Source organism: Nocardia sp. NPDC051833, assembly GCF_040681225.1.
Taxonomy (GTDB): Bacteria; Actinomycetota; Actinomycetes; order Mycobacteriales; family Mycobacteriaceae; genus Nocardia.
Genome location: NZ_JBFAYK010000001.1, coordinates 1874987 through 1896233 on the forward strand (window position 1 = coordinate 1874987; position 21247 = coordinate 1896233).

The 21247-nt window shown below is 72.8% G+C and carries 2 protein-coding genes; both read right to left on the reverse strand.

Annotated elements, in window-relative coordinates; all coding sequences use genetic code 11:
• Positions 1-5: 5 nt before the first annotated feature.
• Positions 6-3104, reverse strand: a complete 3099-nt coding sequence (locus AB0L91_RS08230) for an AMP-binding protein (protein ID WP_365008234.1) — start codon at positions 3102-3104, stop codon at positions 6-8.
• A complete protein-coding gene (locus AB0L91_RS08235) occupies positions 3104-20884 on the reverse strand; it encodes a non-ribosomal peptide synthase/polyketide synthase (protein WP_365008236.1) in 17781 nt (5926 codons plus the stop codon). The genes AB0L91_RS08230 and AB0L91_RS08235 overlap by 1 nt, the downstream gene beginning before the upstream one ends.
• Positions 20885-21247: the final 363 nt, after the last annotated feature.

The window sequence follows — 21247 nt, forward strand, 5'->3', positions numbered from 1 at the left end:
TGGGGTCAGCTCGCGGCGCGCTCGGCGGGGGTGCTGAGGTCGAACGAGTCGCTCGGGGCGTCGGGGTCGCCGGTGAGCAGACCCAGGGCGCGGGAGAAGCGGCGCAGCAGGGTCGCGGCGGTGCGGTCGTCGAAACGGTCTGTGCTGTATTCGAGTTCGACGCCGAGATTGCCGTCGGGGTCGGCGTGGGTGGAGACGATGAAGTGCACGCCGTCGGCCACCGTCGGTCCGTCGAAGCGCAGGGCGGTGAGTTCGAGGCCGGGGACGCCGAACGCCTCGGCGCCGGTGTCGAGGTAGCTCAAGGTCACCGCGCCGAGCGGCCCGGCCAGCGCGCACGACTCGCTGGTCGCGGCGGTGGCCGAAGACACCACGGGATCCGGTTCGGCGCACAGGATCTCCGACAGCGTGGTCGCGCCCGCGACGGCCGTGCCTGCCTGCCAGGCCAGCAGCACCGTCATCGCGGCCCGAACGACCGCGAACGGCGGAACCGCGTGCCGCCGCGACAGTTCGGTGATCCGCGCGCCGATCCCGGCACCGATCCTGGCCCGCATGCTCGCACCGTGGCCGAGCAGCGATTCCAGCGCGCCCACGGTCACCGCGCCGGCTGCGCCGAGGCGGACGAGCGCGGCGGTGGTGCCGTCGATCTCCCAGCGCGCCAGCTCCCCGGTGCGGAACATCCGCTCCCCCGGAATGCCGAACGGGTTGGCGACGAACCGGTCGGAGGTGGCGCGCGGATCGTCACGATAGCCGCGAGCCAGCTGCGCGCCGGACAGGTACAGCTCACCGGCGACACCGGGACTGGCCGGGCGCAGCCGCGCGTCGAGCACGTAGACCCGGCGATTCCATTCCCTGACCCGCACCGGCGGGGGCTCCGGGGTGTCCGCGCCGGGCGCGGCGGGATAGGTGAGGGTGACCGTGGCCTCGGCCCTGCCGTAATCGTGGTGCAGCCGAGCGCCGGTCACCGCGCCGAACGCACGCACCTCGGCCGCGCTGAGCGGCGCGCCGAGGACGACGACGCTGCGCAGCGAGCCGATCGCGGCGCGCAGGCCCGCGCGGTGCACGTGGTCGGTGAACGCGGCCAGCCGCGGCGGCGTGAAATCGGCGGCGGTGACGCCGTAGTCGGCGACCAGGGTCGCTAACCGCACGGGGTCGGGTGGTTCGGTCAGGACGACGGTGGCACCGACCCGCAACGGCAGCACGTAGCCGTGCCACTCGGTCACCTCGCCGATGGCGGCCTGGTGCAGGTACACATCGCGCCCGGTGAAGCCGTGCCTGCCCTGCATGCCGGTCAGCCGGTGCACGGCGGCGATGTGGCTGATGGTGATGCCCTGGGTCGCGCCGTGCGGGTACAGCACGAAGGCCGGGTGTTCCGGCAGCACCGGGGTGCGCCGTTCGGCCCTGGTGATCGGCTCGTCGGAATAGTCGGCGAGCGGCACGTCGTCGATCACTACCGACGGAATGTCGTACACCGCACCGTGATCGCGCGAGCGCACGGTGAGCACCAGCGCCGGGTTCGCGACCGGCGGCAGCACGGCGGGACGGCTCGCGGTGTCGACCGGCACCACGGCGCCACCGGCCTTGAGCACGGCGTACATCGCCACCACCAGTTCCACCGAGCGCGGAACATCGACCAGCACAGCCGATTCGGGACCGATGCCGAGCGCGGTCAGGTGCCGGGCCAGCTGGTTGGTGCGCCGGTCCAGGTCACCGTAGGTGATGATCGAGGCCGCGCCGCCCGTGCTCGGGGCGTGCACGACCGCCGGGTCGAAAGGGGTCGCGGCGGCCTGCGCTTCGAACTCGTCGAGCAGCAGCTCACCGGGCAGTCCACCGTGCGGCGCCGCGGTGACCTCGTCGGGGTCGACGCGGCCGACGAACTCGAGTTCGGCGGTCCAGCCGTCGCCCGGCGGCCTGCGCCGCACGAGGTCGCCGGTGGCGAACATCCGGTCGTCCACCGGGCCGATCGGGTTGGCCAGGAAGGTGGCGGCGGTGGCCTGCCGCCCGAGGTACCCGCGCGCCAATTGCACACCGGAGACGTAGAGTTCGCCGATCTCGCCGTCGGGGACGGGGCACAGCTGCTCGTCGAGGATCAGCAGCTCGACATCGTCGGCGGCCGAGCCGAGCGGGACCGACTCGAGGTCGGCGCCGGTCACCTCGTGCGCGACGACCTCGCCCGCGGTCTCCGGCCTGCCGTAGACGTGCCACAGGGTCGCGCCGCTCACCGCGCGCAGGGCGGCCGCGGTCTTCGCGGGCAGCGGGGCGCCGCAGCTCAGGACGATTCGCAGCGAGTCGAGCCGTTCCTCGGCGTCGGGCAGCGCGGCGAGTGCGGCGAGCTGCTCGGGGTCGAAACAGGCTGCGGTGGCGCCGGTCTCGGCGATCGAGCGGGCCAGCGTGTCACTCGTCGGCAGCACCAGGGTGGCACCGGTCTGCAGGGCGAGCAGCAGCTCCCCCACGCTCGCCTGCTCGCTCAGCGGCGCGTGCCAGAGCACCGCGTCACCGGGGCCGAGACCGCAGAGCCGCTGGCGCCACACCGAATTCGCCTGGGCGGCACGGTGTCCGACGACCACGGCACTCGCGCCGGACACATCGACGATCAGGTAGGCCGGATTGTCCGCGCCCGGCCCTGGCAGGTCGTCGGCGCTGAGATCGGCGGCGGGCTCGGCGTCGATCCCCAGCACCGGGACGCCGGCGGGATGGGCCACCTCCGGCGCGGTGATCACCAGGACGGGCGCGGCGAGCGCGACGGTGCGCTGCCGTACGTCGGCGGGGGCGTCCGGGTCGAGCAGGACGAACGCGCCGCCCGCCGCGATCACCGCGTGCACGGCGACGACCAGGTCGGCCGATCGCGGCAGCGCCACCGCGACCGTGGTCTCCGGCCCGACCCCGCGGGCGGCCAGGCAGACCGCCAGCGCGTCGACCCGTTCGCCCAGCTCGCCGTAGCTGAGCTCGGTCGCGCCGTCGCGCACTGCGACGGCATCGGGATCCTGGCGGATCTGGGTGGTGAAGGCGGCGAGCAAGGTGGCGGGATCACGCCTGCGCTCGTCCGCCGGGTCACGCAGCAGCGCGTCGAGCGAGACAGCCGCCGTGACCGAATCCGTGTGCGACATCAGAGTTGTCCTTCCGAGTCGTCAGCCGACCCCGACCGGGCGATCACCGCGGCGGCATCGGTCACCAGTGTTTGCAGAGTGGTGGTGAGTCCGGACGCGCCGAGTGCGGCGAGCACGCCGGGCACCAGCCCGGCCAGCGCGACGTTCACCAGCGCTTCGGGTTTCATCGCGGCGCCCATCGCCTTGCTCACCGCGGTGAGCTTGGCGTCGAGCGTTCCGAACGAGATGGCGTGCTCGCCGTGGGCGAATGCCACGGTCGCCGGCGCGAGCCGAGCCGCCGAGCCGACGAGGCCCGGGAGATCGGCGATGGTGTACGTGCGCGGACGCGGGGTCTTCTCCGCGTCGGTGCGCACATCGATCGCCCGCACGGGGACGGCCGGTTCGGCCGCGACGGCCGCGAGGACCTTGCGGAACCGCTCGGCCAGAATCCGGACGGTCGAGGCGTCGAAAAGGTCGGTGGCGTACCCGAAGTGCACGTCGAGCCCGTCGAGCGCACCGGCCGCGTCGTAGCGCTGCAACGCGGTCAGATGCAGGTCGAACTTGGCTTCGCCGAGTCCGGGGTCCAGGGTCCGCACGTGCAGGCCGGGGAGTTCGATGCCACCGGGCGGCATGTTCTGGAAGGTGAGCATCACCTGGAACAGCGGGGTGTAGGCGGCCGAGCGGGTCCGGCCCATAGCGTCGACGACCTGCTCGAACGGCACGTCGGCGTGCGCGAGAGCGGCGAGGTCGCGCCGCCTGGCCTGGGCCAGCAGATCGGTGAACGGCGCCCGCGAGTCCACCTCGGTGCGCAGGACGACGGTGTTGACGAACATGCCGACCAGGTCGTCGAGTTCGCGGGCACCGCGTCCGGCCACCGGCGCGCCGATGGTGATGTCGGCGCTGCCGGACTGCTTGGCCAGCAGCACCGCCAGCGCGCTGTGCACCAGGGTGAACAGCGTGGTGCCGTGCTCGCGGGCGACCTCGTCGAGGCGCCGGGTCAGGGTCGCGTCGATCTCGAACCGCTCTGCCGCGCCGCGCATCTCGCGCCGGGTGGCGCGGGGGCGGTCGGTGGGCAGCGCGAGCAGTTCGGGCGCGCCGGACAGTTCCCTGGTCCAGTAGGTCAGCTGCTGGGTGAGCACGCTGTCCGGGTCGGCGTCGGTGCCGAGCAGCTCGTGCTGCCAGGCGCTGAAGTCGCCGTACTGGATCTCCAGTGGGGCCCAGCCGGGTTCGCGGCCCTCGCTGCGATCGACGTAGGCGCGCACCAGGTCCCGGGTGAGCGGCGCGATCGAGTAGCCGTCGGCGCTGATGTGGTGCACCACGACGACGAGGACGTGATCGTTCGCACCGAGCCCGTAGAGCGCCACCCGCACCGGCGGCGCGGCGGTGATGTCGAACGGCTGGGCCACCAGGGCGGTGATCCTGGCTTCGACGTCCGCCTCGGCGACCGGGATCGGGGTCAGTTCGACCGCGGCGGACCAGGCGGGCAGCACCTGCTGGACCGGTCCCGCCGCCGTGTCGGGGTAGCGGGTGCGCAGGGTGTCGTGCCGCGACAGCAGGTCGCCGACCGCCGATCGCAGGGCGGGCAGGTCGAGTTCGCCGGTCAGCCGGATGGCCGCCGGGATGTGATAGGCCGCCGACTGCGGTGCCAGCTGGTGCAGCACCCACATGCGCTGCTGGGCGGGCGAGAGGACCGCGGGTCCGTCGCCGGTGCGGCGGGTCAGCGGCGGGCGGGCGAGCGAGCGGTCCAGGCCGCCGAGCCGCTCGGCCAGCGCGGCCACGGTCGGGGCGTCGAACACCTCGGCCACCGGCACCTGCGCGCCGAGCGCGGCACCGAGCCGGGCGGCCAGCCTGGTCGCCATCAGCGAGTTGCCGCCGAGGGCGAAGAAGTCGTCGTCCAGGCCCGCGCTCGCGCAGCCGATCACCTCGGTGAAGGTCCGCGCGACCAGCTGTTCGGCTGCGGTGACCGGCGCGCGGAAGACCGCGTCGCCGAACTCCGGCTCGGGCAGCCGGGACCGGTCGACCTTGCCATTGGCATTGAGCGGCAACGATTCCAGCACCACCAGGGCGGCGGGCACCATGTACGCGGGCAGTTCCGCGGCGAGCTCGCCGCGCAGTTCCGCCGCGATCGCCTGCTCGTCGCCGGGGGTGAGATCGGCGACCGCCGCGTAGGCGATCAGCCGCGCACCAGCACGCTCATCGGTCTTCGCCACGGCGACCGCCGCGCGCACGCCTTCGCACCGCAGCAGCGCGGTCTCGACCTCGCCGAGCTCGATCCGGAAGCCGCCGATCTTCACCTGGAAGTCGGCCCGCTCGAGGTACTCCAGGGTGCCGTCGGCACGCCACCGGACGATGTCGCCGGTGCGGTACATGCGCGAACCGGGCTGTCCCGTCGCCGCGAAGGTTCCGAAGGGGTTGGCGACGAAGCGATCCGCGGTCAGCGCCTGGCGACCGTAGTAGCCACGGGCGAGCTGGTCGCCCGCGAGGTACAGCTCACCGGCCACACCGACGGGGACCGGCCGCAGGCGGGCGTCGAGGACGTAGAGCGCGCTGTTCCAAGCCGGTGTCCCGATCGGCACGGCGTGCGAGGGATCCTGCGCCACTTCGTATTCGGTGATCGAGACGGCGGCCTCGGTCGGTCCGTACAGGTTGTGCAGGCGGGCGCCGGTGCCGCCGGCCCGGAACTCGGTGGCCGTGGCGGCGGGCAGCGCCTCACCGATGGCCAGGACCGCGCGCAGCGAATCCGGCAGGGCCGGTGTGGCCTCGGCCGCCAGCAGCATGCCGACCAGCGACGGCACCGCGTGCAGCACCGTGACGCCGTGCCGGGCCATGGTGTCGCGCAGCCGATCCGGATCGCGTTCGTCGCCGGGCCGGGTGACGATCAGCGCCCCGCCGGAAGTCAGCGGCGACCAGAACTCCCAGACCGACAGGTCGAAGGTGGCCGGGGTCTTGAGCAGCACCCGGTCCGCGCCGGTCATCTCGAAGCGGTCGTGCAGCCAGGCCAGCTGGTTGACGATCGCCGCGTGCGGCACCGCGACACCCTTGGGCAGGCCGGTCGACCCCGACGTGAAGATCACGTACGCGGGATGGGCGGGCCGCAGTGGCGCGATGCGCTCGGCATCGGTCACCGGTGCGTCCGAAAGCTCCGACAACACAGTGTGATCCAGCTCGAACACGGGCACGTCCACGGTGATCGGCAGCCCGTCGGCGGCGGTGGTGAGCACGCACAGCGGCGCCGCCGTCTCGACGATGTAGGCGATCCGGTCGACCGGGTGATCGGGGTCGATCGGCACGTACGCGCCACCGGCCCGCACCACGGCGTGCATGGCGATCACCAGGTCCGGCCCGCGCCGCATCGCCAGCACGACCGTGCGTTCCGGGCCGACACCCTCGGCGATCAGCAGCCGGGCGATCCGGTTCACCCGCGCGTCGAAGGCGGCGTAGTCCAGCGACGTGCCGGTCGCGGCGTCGACCAGGGCGAGCGCGCCGGGGGTGGCGGCCGCCTGCCGCGCGCCGAGCTCGGCCAGGGTGACCGGCTCTACCGCATGCGCGGTGGCGTTCCAGGTGTCGAGCAGCAGGCCGCGGTCGGCACCGAGCAGATCGAGATCGCCGACCACGGTTTCCGGTGCGACGGTGACGGATTCGAGGATGCGGCGCAGCTGAGCGGCGAACCGCTCGGCGGTGCCCGCGTCGAACAGGTCGCTCGCGTAGCCGAGCGCCAGCTCGATGCCCGCGGGCGCGCCGTCGGCCGTGTAGTGGTCGAGGGCGAACAGGTGCAGGTCGAATTGCGCTACACCGGAATCGAATTCGATGTCCGAGATGGTCAGGCCGGGCAGCTCGAGCTGCCCGCGCTCGTGGTTCTGGAACGAGTAGCCGACCTGGAACAGTGGGTGCCTGGCCGTGGAGCGAGCCGGGTTGAGCACCTCCACCAGGCGCTCGAACGGGACGTCGGCGTGCGAGAACGCGGCGATGTCGGCGGTGCGGGCGGCAGTGAGCAGGTCGGTGAACGGCGCGTCGCCCGCGACCGGCGTGCGCAGCACCAGCGTATTGACGAACATGCCGATGACCTCGTCGAGTTCGGCTTCGCCTCGGCCCGCGTTCGGCGTGCCGACCGCGATGTCGGCGGTCCCCGAGAGCCGGGCCAGCAGGGCGGCGAAGGCCGCGTGCACCACCATGAACAGCGTGGCGCCGTTACCACGGCCGAGGGCGACCAGGGCGGCGTGCAGATCGGCGTCGACGGTGAAGCCCACCTTGTCGCCGCGCAGGCTCTGCCGGGCCGGACGGGGCCGGTCGGTCGGCAGGGTCAGCTGGTCGGGCAGCCCGGCCAGCTGGGCCTGCCAGTAGCCGACCTGCTGGGCGGCCACGGACTCCGGGTCGGCCTCGTCACCGAGCAGCTCCCGCTGCCACAGCGCGTAGTCGGCGAACTGCACGGCGGGCGGCGTCCAGCCGGGCGCGGTGTCGGCCAGCCGCGCGGTGTAGGCGCGCATCAGGTCCGCGACGAACGGCGCGATCGACGAGCCGTCGGCGGCGATGTGGTGCAGGACCGCGGCGAGCACGAACTCGTGCTCGGCCGCGGCTCCCACCTGGAACAGGCGCAGCCGGACCGGGATCTCGGCGGTGACGTCGAAGGTGGTGGCGGCCAGCTCGGCGATCGCGCCGGGCAGGTCGGCCGCGTCGACAGCGACCGGCTCGAGCACCGGCACCGCCTGTGCGGCAGGGCTGATCGCCTGCACCGGCGCGCCGTCGACCTCCGGGTACACCGTCCGCAGCGATTCGTGGCGGGCGACCAGGTCGGCCACCGCCGCCCGCAGCGCGGCGACATCGAGATCGCCGGACAGGCGCAGCGCGAACGGGATGTTGTAGGCGACCGAGGCGCGGTCGAAGCGGTTGAGGAACCACATCCGCTGCTGGGCGGGCGAGAGCGGCAGCTGCTCCGGGCGGGCCCGGCCGACCAGCGCGGGCCGGTCGACCTTCGCCTGCGCGTCCACCGCGGCGGCCAGCTCGCCGACCCGCGGCGCCTCGAACAGCGCGCGCACACCGACCCGGCGATCCAGCGCGGCGCCGATCCGGGCGACCGCCTTCGCGGCGAGCAGCGAGCTGCCGCCCAGCGCGAAGAAGTCGTCGTCGGCGCCGACCGGCTGATCGTCGGCGCCGGTGCGGCCGAGCACCTCGGCGTACACCGCGGCGATGATCTCCTCGGTGACCGTGGCCGGCTTGCGGTAGACGGTGGTCTCGAAGACCGGCGCGGGCAGCGCGGCCCGGTCCAGCTTGCCGTTGACGGTCAGCGGGATCCGCTCGACCGGCACGACCGCCGCCGGGAGCATGTGCTCGGGCAGCGTGCGGGCCAGTTCCTGGCGGATGGCCGCCGCGTCGATCCGGCCGGTGTCGGGACCGGCGACCAGGTAGGCCACGATCCGAGGCTCGTCGACCAGGTCGGTGCGCACCAGTACCGCGACTTCGCGCGGCGCCACCGAGCTGTGCAGCAGCGCGGCCTCGATCTCGCCGAGCTCGACGCGGAAACCGCGCAGGTTCACCTGTTGATCGGCCCGGCCCAGGTACTCCAGATCGCCGTCGGCTGTCCAGCGAGCCAGGTCACCCGAGCGGTAGGCGATGCTGCCGGGGGCGCCGTAGGCGTCGGCGACGAACCGGCTCGCGGTGAGGTCGGGCCGGGCCAGGTAGCCGCGCGCCAATTGCGCACCGGAGACGTAGATCTCGCCGGGCACGCCGACCGGCACCGGCCGCAGGCGCGAATCCAGCACGCGCACCGTCAATCCCGCGAGGGCACCGCCGATGACGCTGGCCGAACCGGTCTCCGGGGTGATCTCCCGGTAGGAGGCGTGCACCGTGGTCTCGGTGATGCCGTACATGTTCACCAGCCGCGGCGAGCGCGGATACCTGGCGAACCAGCCGGTCAGCCGCTGCGGTTCCAGCGCCTCACCACCGAAGATCACCGTGCGCAGGGCGTAGTCACCCGGCGCGGTGGCCAGGTCGGCGGCGATGAGCTGGTAGAACGCGGACGGGGTCTGGTTGAGCACGGTCACCCGCTCCGCCAGCAGCAACTCGCGGAACTGCTCGGGCGAGCGCGAGGTGAAGTAGTCGACCAGCACGATCGAGCCGCCGGTCAGCAGCGCGCCCCACAGTTCCCAGACCGAGAAGTCGAAGGCGTAGGAGTGGAACATCGTCCACACGTCCGCCGGGCCGAAACCGAAGTGGCGCTCGCTGTTGTCCAGCAGCGCGAGCACGTTCGCGTGCGGGATCACCACGCCCTTGGGGCGGCCGGTGGAGCCGGAGGTGTAGATGACGTACGCGGTGTTCGCGGGGACCAGCGGCGCGCGCCTGTCGGTCGCCGCCAGCGGCGCGGCCGCGAAGCCGGTCAGGTTCTCGGCGGCGGGGTCGATCACCGGGCCGCCGAACCAGTCCCTGGCCAGCCCGGTGGCCGTGTTCGCGATCGCGCACAGCGGGCGGGCGTCGTCGAGGACGTACTCGATGCGGTCGGCCGGGTAGTTCGGGTCGATCGGCAGGTAGCCGCCGCCCGCCTTGAGCACGGCCAGCAGCGCGACAGCCAGTTCCACCGAACGCGGAAGGGCGACGGCCACCAGGGTTTCCGGGCCGACACCGGCCCCGACGAGGCGCCGGGCCAGCCGGTTGGACCAGGCGTCGAGCTGGTCGTAGGTGAGCGTGGCGCCCGCGGCCTTCACCGCGACGGCGTGCGGGTGGCGCGCGGCGATCACGGCGAACCGGTCCAGCATCGTCTCGGCACCGGTGGCGACCGCGTCGCCGGTGGTGGCCCAGTCGTGCAGCATGCGCTGCTGTTCCTCGGCGCTGAGCAGCTGGATGTCACCGACGACGACGGTCGGATCGGCGACCACCGCGGCCAGCACCTGGGTGAACCGGCGAGCCAGCACGGCGATGCTGCCCGCGTCGAACAGGTCGGTGGCGTAAGCGATCTCGATGGCCATGCCGTCGGCGCGGCCGTCGACGTCACCGGCTTCGGTGAGGGTGAACTGCAGGTCGAACTTGGCCACCGCGGCGTCGATGTCGATCGGCGCGACCCGCAGCCCGGCGGCGGTCAGCGCCGGCACGGTGAAGTTCTGCAGCACCAGCGCCACCTGGAAGAGCGGGTGGCGGTTGCGCGCCCGCGCCGGGTCGACGGCGTCGACGATCTGCTCGAACGGGACGTCCGCGTGCGAGAGGGCGTCGAGGTCACCGGCGCGCACGGCGTCGAGGGTGGTCTCGAACGCGGCGCGCGGGTCGATCTGGCTGCGCAGCACCAGGGTGTTGACGAACATGCCGATCAGCCCGTCGAGAGCGGCCTCGCCGCGGCCCGCGACCGGGGTGCCGATGGCGATGTCGCTGCCGCCGGAGAGCCGGGCCAGCAGCACGGCCAGCGCGGCGTGCACGGTGCTGAACAGGGTGGCCTCGTGCTTGCGGGCCAGCTCGCGCAGCTCGCTGTGCAGATCGGAGTCGATCTGGAAGCGGTGCACTCCACCGTGGAAGCTGGACTCGGCCGGGCGGTGCCGGTCGGTCGGCAGCTCCAGCTGCTCCGGCAGTCCGGCCAGGCCGCGGCGCCAGAACGCCAGCTGCGCGTGCGCCAGCGAGTCGGGATCGGCGGCGTCGCCGAGGTTCTCGTCCTGCCAGAGCGCGTAGTCGGCGTACTGGATCGGCAGCGGCGCCCAGTCGGGGGCGTGGCCGGCGCGGCGGGCGGCGTAGGCGGTCATCAGGTCGGCGGCCAGCGGGCCGAGGGAGAAGCCGTCGGCGGCGATGTGATGCACCACCAGCACGAGCACGTGTTCGTCGGCGACCGCGAACAGGGCCGCGCGCAGCGGGATCTCGGCGGTGAGATCGAACCGCACCGCCGCGCGGGACCGCAGCAGCGCGGGCAGCTCGGCCGCGCTGACCGGCTCTGGCCGCAGCGCGACGGGCGCGGCGTCGGCGATCAGCTGGGCGGCGCCGTCGGGGCCGTCCGGGTAGCTGGTGCGCAGGGTCTCGTGCCTGCCGATCAGATCGGCGAGCGCCGCCTCGAGCGCGGTGATGTCGAGCTCGCCGGTCAGCCGCAGGGCGACCGGGATGTTGTTCACGGCATCGCCCGAGCCGTCGGCGTCGGCGAGGTAGCGGTTGAGGAACCACATCCGGCGCTGCGCGGCCGAGAGCGGAATCCGCTGCGGGCGTTCGCGGGCGGTGAGCTCGACCCGTCGCCCGGTGCCGCGCAGCGCGGTGCAGCGCGCGGCCAGCTCGACGACGGTCGGCGCGTCGAAGAGCAGCCGCACCGGCACCTGGGTGTCGAGCGCGGCGCCGAGGCGGGCCGCCACCTGGGTGGCGTTGAGCGAGTTGCCGCCGAGGGCGAAGAAGTCGTCGTCGAGGCCGACCTCCCGGTCGGCGGGGAAGCCGAGGACCGCGGCGAAGACGCCGGCCACGATCTGCTCCACCTCGGTGACCGGGGCGCGGAAGACCGCCGCCTCGAACACCGGCGCGGGCAGCGCCTTGCGGTCGAGCTTGCCGGAGGCGTTGAGCGGGAACTCGTCGAGTTCGACGAAGGCGGCCGGGACCATGTAGGCCGGGAGCGTGCGGGTGAGCGAGGCGCGCACCCCGTCGACGTCGAGGTCGGCGGCGGGAACCAGGTAGGCCACCAGCAGGTCGTCGCGGACGACGACCGCCGCCTGCCCGACCTCGGTCAGCCCGCCGAGCGCGGCCTCGATCTCGCCGAGCTCGATCCGCAGACCACGCAGCTTCACCTGGAAGTCGGTGCGGCCCAGGTACTCCAGCTCGCCGTCGGCGGTCCAGGTGACCAGGTCACCGGTGCGGTACATGCGCTCGCCCGAGGCGAACGGGTCGGCGACGAAGCGGTCGGCGGTCAGGTCGACCCGGCCCGCGTACCCGCGCGCCAGCTGGGCGCCGGCCAGATACAGCTCGCCGGGAACTCCGACCGGCACCGGGCGCAGCCTGCCGTCGAGGACGTAGACGCGGGTGTTGTGGACGGGCTCGCCGATCGGCACCGAGACGACATCGGCCGCGGTCACCTCGTGGAAGGTGACGTCGACGGCGGCCTCGGTCGGCCCGTAGAGGTTGTGCACCGTGGCACCGGTCAGGGCGTGCAACCGGTGGGCGGGAGCGGGCGGCAGGGCCTCACCGGAGGCGAACACCATGCGCAGCGCGGCGCACCGGTGATCGGTCGCCGGCGCGCCGTCGATGGCCGCGACGAACACCGACAGCATCGACGGAACGAAGTGCGCGACGGTCACCGACTCGGCGTCGATCAGCTCGGCCAGGTAGGCCGGATCACGGTGTCCGTCGGGCCGGGCCAGCACCAGCCGGGCACCGATCTGCAAGGGCCAGAAGAACTCCCACACCGACACGTCGAAGGTGGCCGGGGTCTTCTGCACCACGGCGTCGGCCGCGGTGAGCCGGTAGGCGTCCTGCATCCACACCAGGCGGTTGACGATCGCGGCGTGCGAGACCACGACGCCCTTGGGCCTGCCGGTCGAGCCGGAGGTGAAGATCAGGTAGGCGGCGTTGGCCGGGGTCAGGGTGGCGAGCCGGTCGGCGTCGGTGATCGGCGCGGCCGGGTAGTCGGTGGTGTCGAGCTGTTCGAGCTCGAGCACCGCGACGGAACCCGTGTCGGGGAGGTCGATTCCATCGACGGCGCGGGTGAGCACGCACACCGGCGCGGCCGCGTCGATGACCTGCGCGAGACGCTCGGCCGGGTGCTCGGGGTCGAGCGGCACGTAGGCGCCGCCCGCGGCGAGCACGGCGTACATCGCGACGACCAGATCGATCGAGCGGCGCATGCCGAGGGCGACCGTGCGATCGGGCCGCACGCCGATCGAGATCAGCAGGCGGGCCAGGCGATTCACCCGCTCGGTGAACTCGGCGTAGGTGAGCGACTCGCCCTCGAAGGTCAGCGCGATCGCGCCCGGGGTGCGCGCGGCCTGCGCCGTGAACAGCGAGACCAGCGTCATCGTCTCGTCGACCGGGTACGCGGTGGCGTTCCAGGTGTCGAGGATCCGGGTGCGCTCCGCGGCGCCGAGCAGGTCGATGTCGCCGATCACGACGCTGGGATCGGCGGTCACCGTTTCCAGCACCCGCAGCAGGCGGGTGCCGAAATCTGTGATGGTCTGCGCGTCGAACAGGTCGGTCGCGTACTCGAAGCGGGCGAGCAGGCCGTCGGCGGTCTCGCGCAGCGTCAGCTGGAGGTCGAATTTGGCGGTGTGGGTGTCGATCTCGATTTCGGAGGCGGTCAGGCCGGCCAGTTCGAGTTCGGTCCTGGTGTTGTTCTGGAAGTCGAGCATCACCTGGAACAGCGGGTGCCGGGCGGTGGAGCGCTCGGGGTTGAGCGCCTCGACCAGCCGGTCGAAGGTGACGTCGGTGGCGGCCAGTGCGCGCAGATCGCCGTCGCGGACCGTGCCGACGAGGTCGGCGAAGGTGGCGGCCGGGTCGACCTGGGTGCGCAGCACCAGGGTGTTGACGAACATGCCGACCAGCTCGTCGAGCGCCTGATCGCCGCGAGCGGCCACCGGCGTGCCGATCGAGATGTCCTGCTGCCCCGACAGTTTCGCCAGGGTGGCGGCGAACGCTGCGTGCAGCACCATGAACAGCGAGGCCTGGGCATCGGCGGCCACAGCGCGCAGCCGCTCGGTGAGCGCGGCGGACACCGCGAAGGTGTGCCGGGCACCGCGACCCGAGGCGACGGCGGGCCGGGGCCGATCGGCGGGCAGCGCGAGCAGATCCGGCAGATCGGCGAGTTCCGCTGTCCAGAAATCGATCTGGCGCGACATCGGCGAGTCCGGGTCGTCCTCGGCGCCGAGGGCGGCGCGCTGCCACAGCGCGAAGTCGGCGTACTGCACGGGCAGTGGCGTCCACCCCGGCTCGGCACCGGCCAGGTGGGCGGCGTAGGCCACCATCACATCGCGGGTCAGCGGCGCGACCGACCAGCCGTCGGCCGCGATGTGGTGCAGCACCAGCACGAGGACGTGCTGTTCGGCGCCGAGACGCAGCAGGTGCAGGCGGACCGGCGGCTCCTGATCCACCGCGAACGGCACCGCGGCGAGGGCGCGGACGCGGTCGTCGAGCGCGGCCGGGTCGACGGCCTCGGGCTCGAGCGCGATGGTCAGCTGCTCGGCGTCGAGCACCTGCTGGAAGGGGATGCCGTCGACGGCCGGGTAGCGGGTGCGCAGCGCCTCGTGGCGGGCGAAGACGGCGGCGACCGCGGCGGTCATGGCGGCGTGGTCGATGGTGCCGGTCAGCCGGATCGCGGCGGCGATGTTGTCGGCGACGGAGTCGGCGTCGAACTGGTTGAGGAACCACATGCGCTGCTGCGCGTAGGACAGCGGAATCCGGTGCGGCCGTTCCCCCGCCACCAGCGGCGGGCGGGTGGCGGTGGTCTCGGCCGAGCCGAGCGCGGCCGCGAGGCCGGTGACGGTCGGCGCTTCGAACAGCGTCTTCAGCGACACCGCGCGGCCGAGCGCGGCGCCGAGCCGGGAGGCCACCTGGGTGGCGATCAGCGAGTTGCCACCCAGGGCGAAGAAGTCGTCGTCGGCGCCGACCCGCTCGACCCCGAGCACCTCGCCGAACACCTGGGCCACCACGGTCTCGACGCCCGCGGCGGGCGCCCGGAAGGCGCGCGCGGCGAAGACGGGTTCGGGCAGCGCGCGGCGGTCGAGCTTGCCGTTCGGGGTGAGCGGCAGCGCGTCGAGCAGCACGAACGCCGACGGCACCATGTGCGCGGCGAGGGTGCCACGCAGGGTCGCGGTGAGCTCGGCGCCGAGGTCGGCCGATGCCGCGTCCGGCACCACGTAGGCCACCAGCTGGTCACCGCGATGCGCGTCGGCCCGCACCAGGACGACGGCCTGGCGCACCGACGGCTGGGCCAGCAGCGCGGCCTCGATCTCGCCGAGCTCGATCCGGAAACCGCGCAGCTTCACCTGATCGTCGTTGCGGCCCAGGTACTCCAGGGTGCCCGCGTCGGTCCAGCGGACCAGGTCACCGGTGCGGTACATGCGCGCGCCCGGCTCCCACGGGCAGGCGACGAAGCGGCCCGCGGTGAGCGCGGTCCGGCTGCGGTAGCCGCGGGCCACCTGCGCACCGGCGACGTACAGCTCACCGGCGACACCGGCGGGCACCGGCTGCAACCGGTCGTCGAGCACCCACTGCGCGATGCCGCGCAGCGGCGTGCCGAGGGTCAGCGGCGAACCCGCCGTCAGCGGGGCGCTGATATTGGTCGCGACGGTCGTCTCGGACGGGCCGTAGGCGTTGACGAACGCGCGGGGCACGGTGCCGCCGGTCCAGCGGGCGACCAGATCGGGCGGGCACGCCTCGCCACCGACCATGACCATCCGCAGGTCGTCGAGCTGTTCGGGATCGAGCACCGCCAGACCGGAGGGGGTCATCAGCGCGTGGGTGACCCGCTCCGCGGCCAGCAGCTGCGCCAGTTCGGCGCCGACGTGGCGGCCCATCGGCGCGATCACCAGCGTGGCGGCCGAATTCACCGCGAGCAGCAGCTCCATCACCGAGATGTCGAACGACGGCGACCCGACCTGCAGCACCCGCGCGTCGGCGGTGCCGAACATGCGCGCGGACTCCTCGGCGGCGAACCCGGCGATGCCGGCCTGGGTCACCAGCACGCCCTTGGGCAGGCCGGTGGAACCGGAGGTGTAGATGACATAGGCCAGGTGCGCGGCGCGCAGCGGGCGCACCCGATCGGCGTCGGTGATCGGATCGCTGGAGCGGGCGGCGCACTCGGCCATCAGCTTCAGCTCGTCGAGCACCAGCCAGTCGGTGGGGCCGGGCAGCGCGGACTGCGCCTCGGACACCGTAAGACCGACTCGCGCGCCGGAATCGGTCACCATATGGGTGATCCGATCGAGCGGGTAGCTCGGATCGACGGGCAGCCAGGCCGCGCCTGCCTTGGCGATCGCCCACACGGCGAGCACCGATTCGACGGAGCGCGGAATCCCGACCGCGACGATGTCGTCGGGGCCGACCCCACCGTCCACCAGCACCCTGGCCAGGCGTGAGGACGCCCGGTCGAGTTCCCGGTAGGTGAGGGCACGGTCACCGTCGGTGACCGCGATCCGGTCCTGGTCGGCCGCGACGGCGGCGGCGAGCAGGTCGGGCAGCAGGCCGGTGGCGGTGACGGGCGCGCCGCGCATGCCGGTGAGACGGACGTACTCGGCCCGCGACAGCAGCGGCAGTTCGCCGACGGGAGTGGCGGGCGCGGCGACGGCCGCGGCGAGTAGTCGGGTGAACCGCGCGCCGAGCTCGACGATCTCGGCGTCGTCGAACAGGTCGGTGGCGTAGAGGACGACGGCGTCGATGCCCGCGGGTTCGCCTGCGGCGCCGCGCCTTTCGTCGAGGGTGAACTGCAGGTCGAACTTGGTGATGTCGAGTTCGATCTCCCGCACCGAGACCGGCGAGCCGCCCAGCTCGAAGCTGGTGTCCAGGCCGGCCTGGAAGTTCAGCGCCACCTGGAACAGCGGGTGCCTGGCCTGCGAGCGCGCCGGGTTGACCACGTCGACCAGCCGGTCGAACGGGACGGTGGCGTGCGCGAAGGCCGCCAGGTCGGTCTCGCGGGTGTGCTCGAGCGCGGCGGTGAAACTCGCGGCCGGGTCGATCTCGGTGCGCAACACGAGGGTGTTGACGAACATGCCGATCAGATCGTCGATCGCGCGGTCGCCGCGACCTGCGACGCCGGTGCCGATGGCGATGTCGGTGCCGCCGCCGATCCGGGCCAGCAGCACGGCCAGCGCCGTGTGCAACACCATGAACAGCGACGCGCCCGCCTCGGTGGCCAGCTCGGCCAGCTGCCGGTGCAGGCCGGCGCCGATGGTGAAGCCGGTCCGCGCGCCGCGCAGGCTCGGCGTCACCGGCCGCTGGCGGGCCGACGGCAGTTCCAGCTGATCCGGCAGACCCGCCAGTGTCCGTTCCCAGAAGGCGATTTCGCGCGAGGCCAGCGACTGCGGATCGGTCTCCGCGCCCAGCAGTTCACGCTGCCACAGGGCGTAGTCGGCGTACTGGACGCTCAACGGCGCCCAGCCGGGCTCGAGCCCGACGGTCGCCGCCTGGTACGCGGCCAGGACATCGCGCACCAGGACCTGGAGCGACACACCGTCGGCCGCGATGTGGTGCAGCACGACCGCCAGCGCGCACTCGCCCGCCGGGTCGGCCGCCTCACCCGCGACGACGAAGATGCGGGCCCGGAACGGCGCCTCGTGTTCGAGATCGAAACCAGCGGAGGCGAATCGGGCGAGTTCGGCGTCCAGCTCCGCGGCGGCCACCGTGGTCGGTTCCTCGATGCGGACGATCCCGGCGTCCCGCACGACCTGTTCGGCCACCTCGCCGCCGGGCACGTCCACCGCGGGGAACACGGTGCGCAGCGCCTCGTGCCGGTCGACGACCGCGTTCAGCGCCGCGACCAGCGCGGACAGATTCGCGGTGCCGCGCATCCGCACCACGAACGGCATGTTGTAGCCGGGGGCGGACGGATCGAAACGATTGAGGAACCAGATCCGCTGCTGCGCGGGCGAGAGCGGGATCAGCGCCGGGCGCGGGCCCGCCGCGAGCACCGGCAGCTGAGCGGTGACACCCGCGTCGGCGCGCTCGGCGACCGCGGCGGCCAGCCGGGCCGGGGTGGTCGCGCCGAACAGGTCGCGGACACCGAGCCGGAGACCGAGATCGGCGCCGAGGCGGGCCGCCACCTGGGTGGCGACCAGGCTGTTGCCACCCAGGGCGAAGAAGTCGTCGTCGCGGCCGACCCGGTCCAGGCCGAGCACCTCGCCGAACACCCTGGCCACCGACTGTTCCACCGGTCCAACGGGTTCGGCGTAGGCGACCACGACGCGGGCGGGCGCGGGCAACGCCCTGCGGTCGAGCTTGCCGGAGGCGTTCACCGGCAGGGCGTCGAGCAGCACGAACGCGGCGGGCACCATGTACGCGGGCAGCGCCCGCAGCGCGGCCTCGCGCAGCAGGTCCACCGCGACCGCGCCCGGCTCGGCCTCCACCACATAGGCGACCAGCTGTTCGCCGACACCCGCGTCGTCACGCACGACGACGACGGCGCGTACCGCGCCCTCGACCCCTTCGAGCACGGCCTCGATCTCGCCGAGCTCGATCCGCAGACCGCGCAGCTTCACCTGGAAATCGGTGCGGCCCAGGTATTCCAGTTCACCGTGGGTGGTCCAGCGGACCAGGTCGCCGGTGCGGTACATCCGCTCGCCCGGCGTGCCGAGATCGGCGACGAACCGCCCGGCGGTGAGCTCGGGCCGTCCGACGTAACCCCGGGCGAGCTGTACCCCCGACAGATACAGCTCACCCGGAGCCCCGACCGGTACCGGCCGCAGCCGCGAGTCGAGAACATGGAGCCGGGTGTTGAACACCGGCGCGCCGATCGGCACCGTGGTCCGGTCCGCGTCGTTCACCTCGTGGAAGGTGACGTCGACCGCGGCCTCGGTCGGGCCGTAGAGATTGTGCAGCCGCGCGCCGGTGAGCAGCCGCAGCCGCTGCGCCAGGGCGGCGGGCAGCGCCTCGCCGGAAGCGAAGACCAGCCGCAGCGAGGTGCGCTCGGCGATCTCCTGCTGCGCCAGAAAAGCTTCCAGCATCGAGGGCACGAAATGAGCGACGGTGACGCCGTATTCGGCGATCACACCGCGCAGGTAGCCGGGATCGCGATGGCCGTCCGGCTCGGTGAGCAGCAGCGTCGCGCCGATCTGCAAGGGCCAGAAGAACTCCCACACCGAGACGTCGAAGGTCATCGGGGTCTTCTGCAGCACCACGTCGACACCGTGCAGCCGGTAGGCCTGCTGCATCCACACCAGCCGGTTGACGATCGCGGCGTGCTCGACCGCGACGCCCTTGGGCAGGCCGGTGGAGCCGGAGGTGAAGATGACATACGCGGGATGGCCGGGACGCAGCGGCGCGGTGCGCTCGGCGTCGGTCAGCGGCGCGTCGGCGTAATCGGTGAGGTCGAGCGCGTCCACGGCCAGCACCGGCAGCGCGTCGGCGCCGGGCGCGCCGTCACGCGAGGTGGTGAGGACCACGGCCGGGGCGGCGGTGGCCAGGATGTGCGCGATCCGCTCGGCCGGGTGATCCGGGTCGATCGGAACGTAGGCCGCGCCGGCGGCGAGCACCGCGTACATGGCGACGACCAGCTCCGGCGAACGCCGGATACTCAGTGCCACCAGCGATTCCGGGCCGATCCCGTCGGCGCGCAGCCGCCGGGCGAGCCGGTTCACCCGCTGTGCGAGCTCGCGGTAGGCCAGGGTCGCGGTGTCGTCACCGGCCATCCGCACGGCGACGTCGTCGGGAGTGCGGGCGACCTGGGCCTCGAACAGCGCGGGCAGCGTCGCGGCCGGCACCGCGCGCTCGGCCAGCGCGGCGGCGACGTCGAAGCCGGTCGCGTTCCAGATCTTGGTGCTGACCTGCAGTTCCAGCTCGGTCGCGACCTCGATCGCGCCGATCGCGGTGTCCAGGTCGGCGGCGGCGAGACGTTCGAGGAAACCGAGGAAGCGGGAGTGGTGCCGGGCCAGCGTGTCCGGGTCGTAGAGGTGCGGGTTGGCCTCGAAGTCGACGTGCACGCGATCGCGGTCGCCGTAGTAGACGTTGAGGCTCAGGTCCTCGATCGGACCGGTGGACAGCACCCGGTAGCGGCCCGTGGTGGTGCCGAGGGTGAGGTCGCTGCGGAAGAGCATGAAGTTGGCGAGCGGGCCGAACAGCGCGCGCCGGGCGGGGCGGCCGTCGTCCTCGGCGTCGCGGCGGATGTCCTCGGCGCGGTAGCGCTGATGCCGCAGCGCGCCCGCCACCTCGACGCGGGCCGCGCGCAGCAGCTCACCCCAGGTGGTGGCCGCGCCCGCCGCGCCGGTGGGCAGGCGCAGCGGGACGATATTGGACAGCATGCCCGCCGAGCGGCGCATCACCGCGGTGGTGCGCGCGGTGACGGGCAGGCTGAGCACCGCGTCCGGGCGGTCGGTGAGCCGGCCGAGGTAGGCCGCGAAGGCCGCGAGCAGCACTGCGGAAATGGTCGAATCGTCGCTGGCGGCAATGGTTTCCAGTCGGTCGACGAGCTTCTCCGAGAGCCGTCCACCGGTCACCAGGTTGATCGCGGCGCGGGGCGCGGTACGGCTGTCGAGGCTGGTCGGGCTGTCCAGGCCGGCGATGCGCTCGGCCCAGTGCTCGCGGTCGTTGGCGAAGCGGGTGCTCTCGCGGTAGCGCTGTTCGCCGTCGACGAGCTCGGCCAGGTCGCCGGGAACCGCCGCCTTGGCCTCGGTCCCGAGGATCCGGGCGGTGTAGAGCTCGGCGATGCGCTGGGAGTTGGTGAAAGCGCCGTAGCCGTCGAGCACGATGTGATGTCCGCGCAGGTACCAGAACCAGCGGGCCTCGCCGACGCGCAGCACCGCGCCCGCCACCAGGCGATCGGTCAGCAGGTCGAGCGGCGCGCCGAACTCCGCGCGCATCCACTCGTGCGCGGCGGCGACGGGGTCGTCGTGGTTTCGCAGATCGATCAGCGGCAGTTCGCTCTCGACCGGGATGGCGTGGTCGACGACCTGGTAAGGGACACCGTCGGATTCGCCGATGCGCACCAGCGGGGAACCGTAGGCGTGCGCGGCCTCGGCCGTGACCTGTTGCAGCACAGCCGCATCCAGCTCACCGGTGATGTCGACGTACTGGGCGATGGTGATCGGGACCTCGGGGTCGAGCAGCTGCGCGTACCAGACTCCCAGCTGGGCCGGTGTCAGCGGGAACGGTGCCGACGCCGTGGCGGCGACCTCCGCTTCCTGCGGTCGCGCGCTGAACCCACCCAACTCCGTACCGTGCACCAGAGCCTCCTCGAATCGCGAAAAAAAGCAGAGGCGAACCGTTTTCGGGCAGCACGAAGACACCTTGGTACTCCGTGGAGCGAGAAATTCGCCTATGAGCGCGGTGGGCGCAACCGCCCCACCCGCGCAGGATCCCCGACAGATCATGTGGACGAGATCGACGGTCCTCCTGGACCGCCGGCGCGACGAACCGGTCTGTCCGTCGCGGGGTGCCTAGCTGTTGATCGTTCCTCCAACATCGCGGCCGCGGCCCGAACCTCGCGCCTCGGCTATGTCACTTACATCACATGGCTGCCTGTCCATGCATTGCAGACACTAGGCGGTCAGTTAATAAAAAGGAACTTTTTCCGATAAAAAACTCGG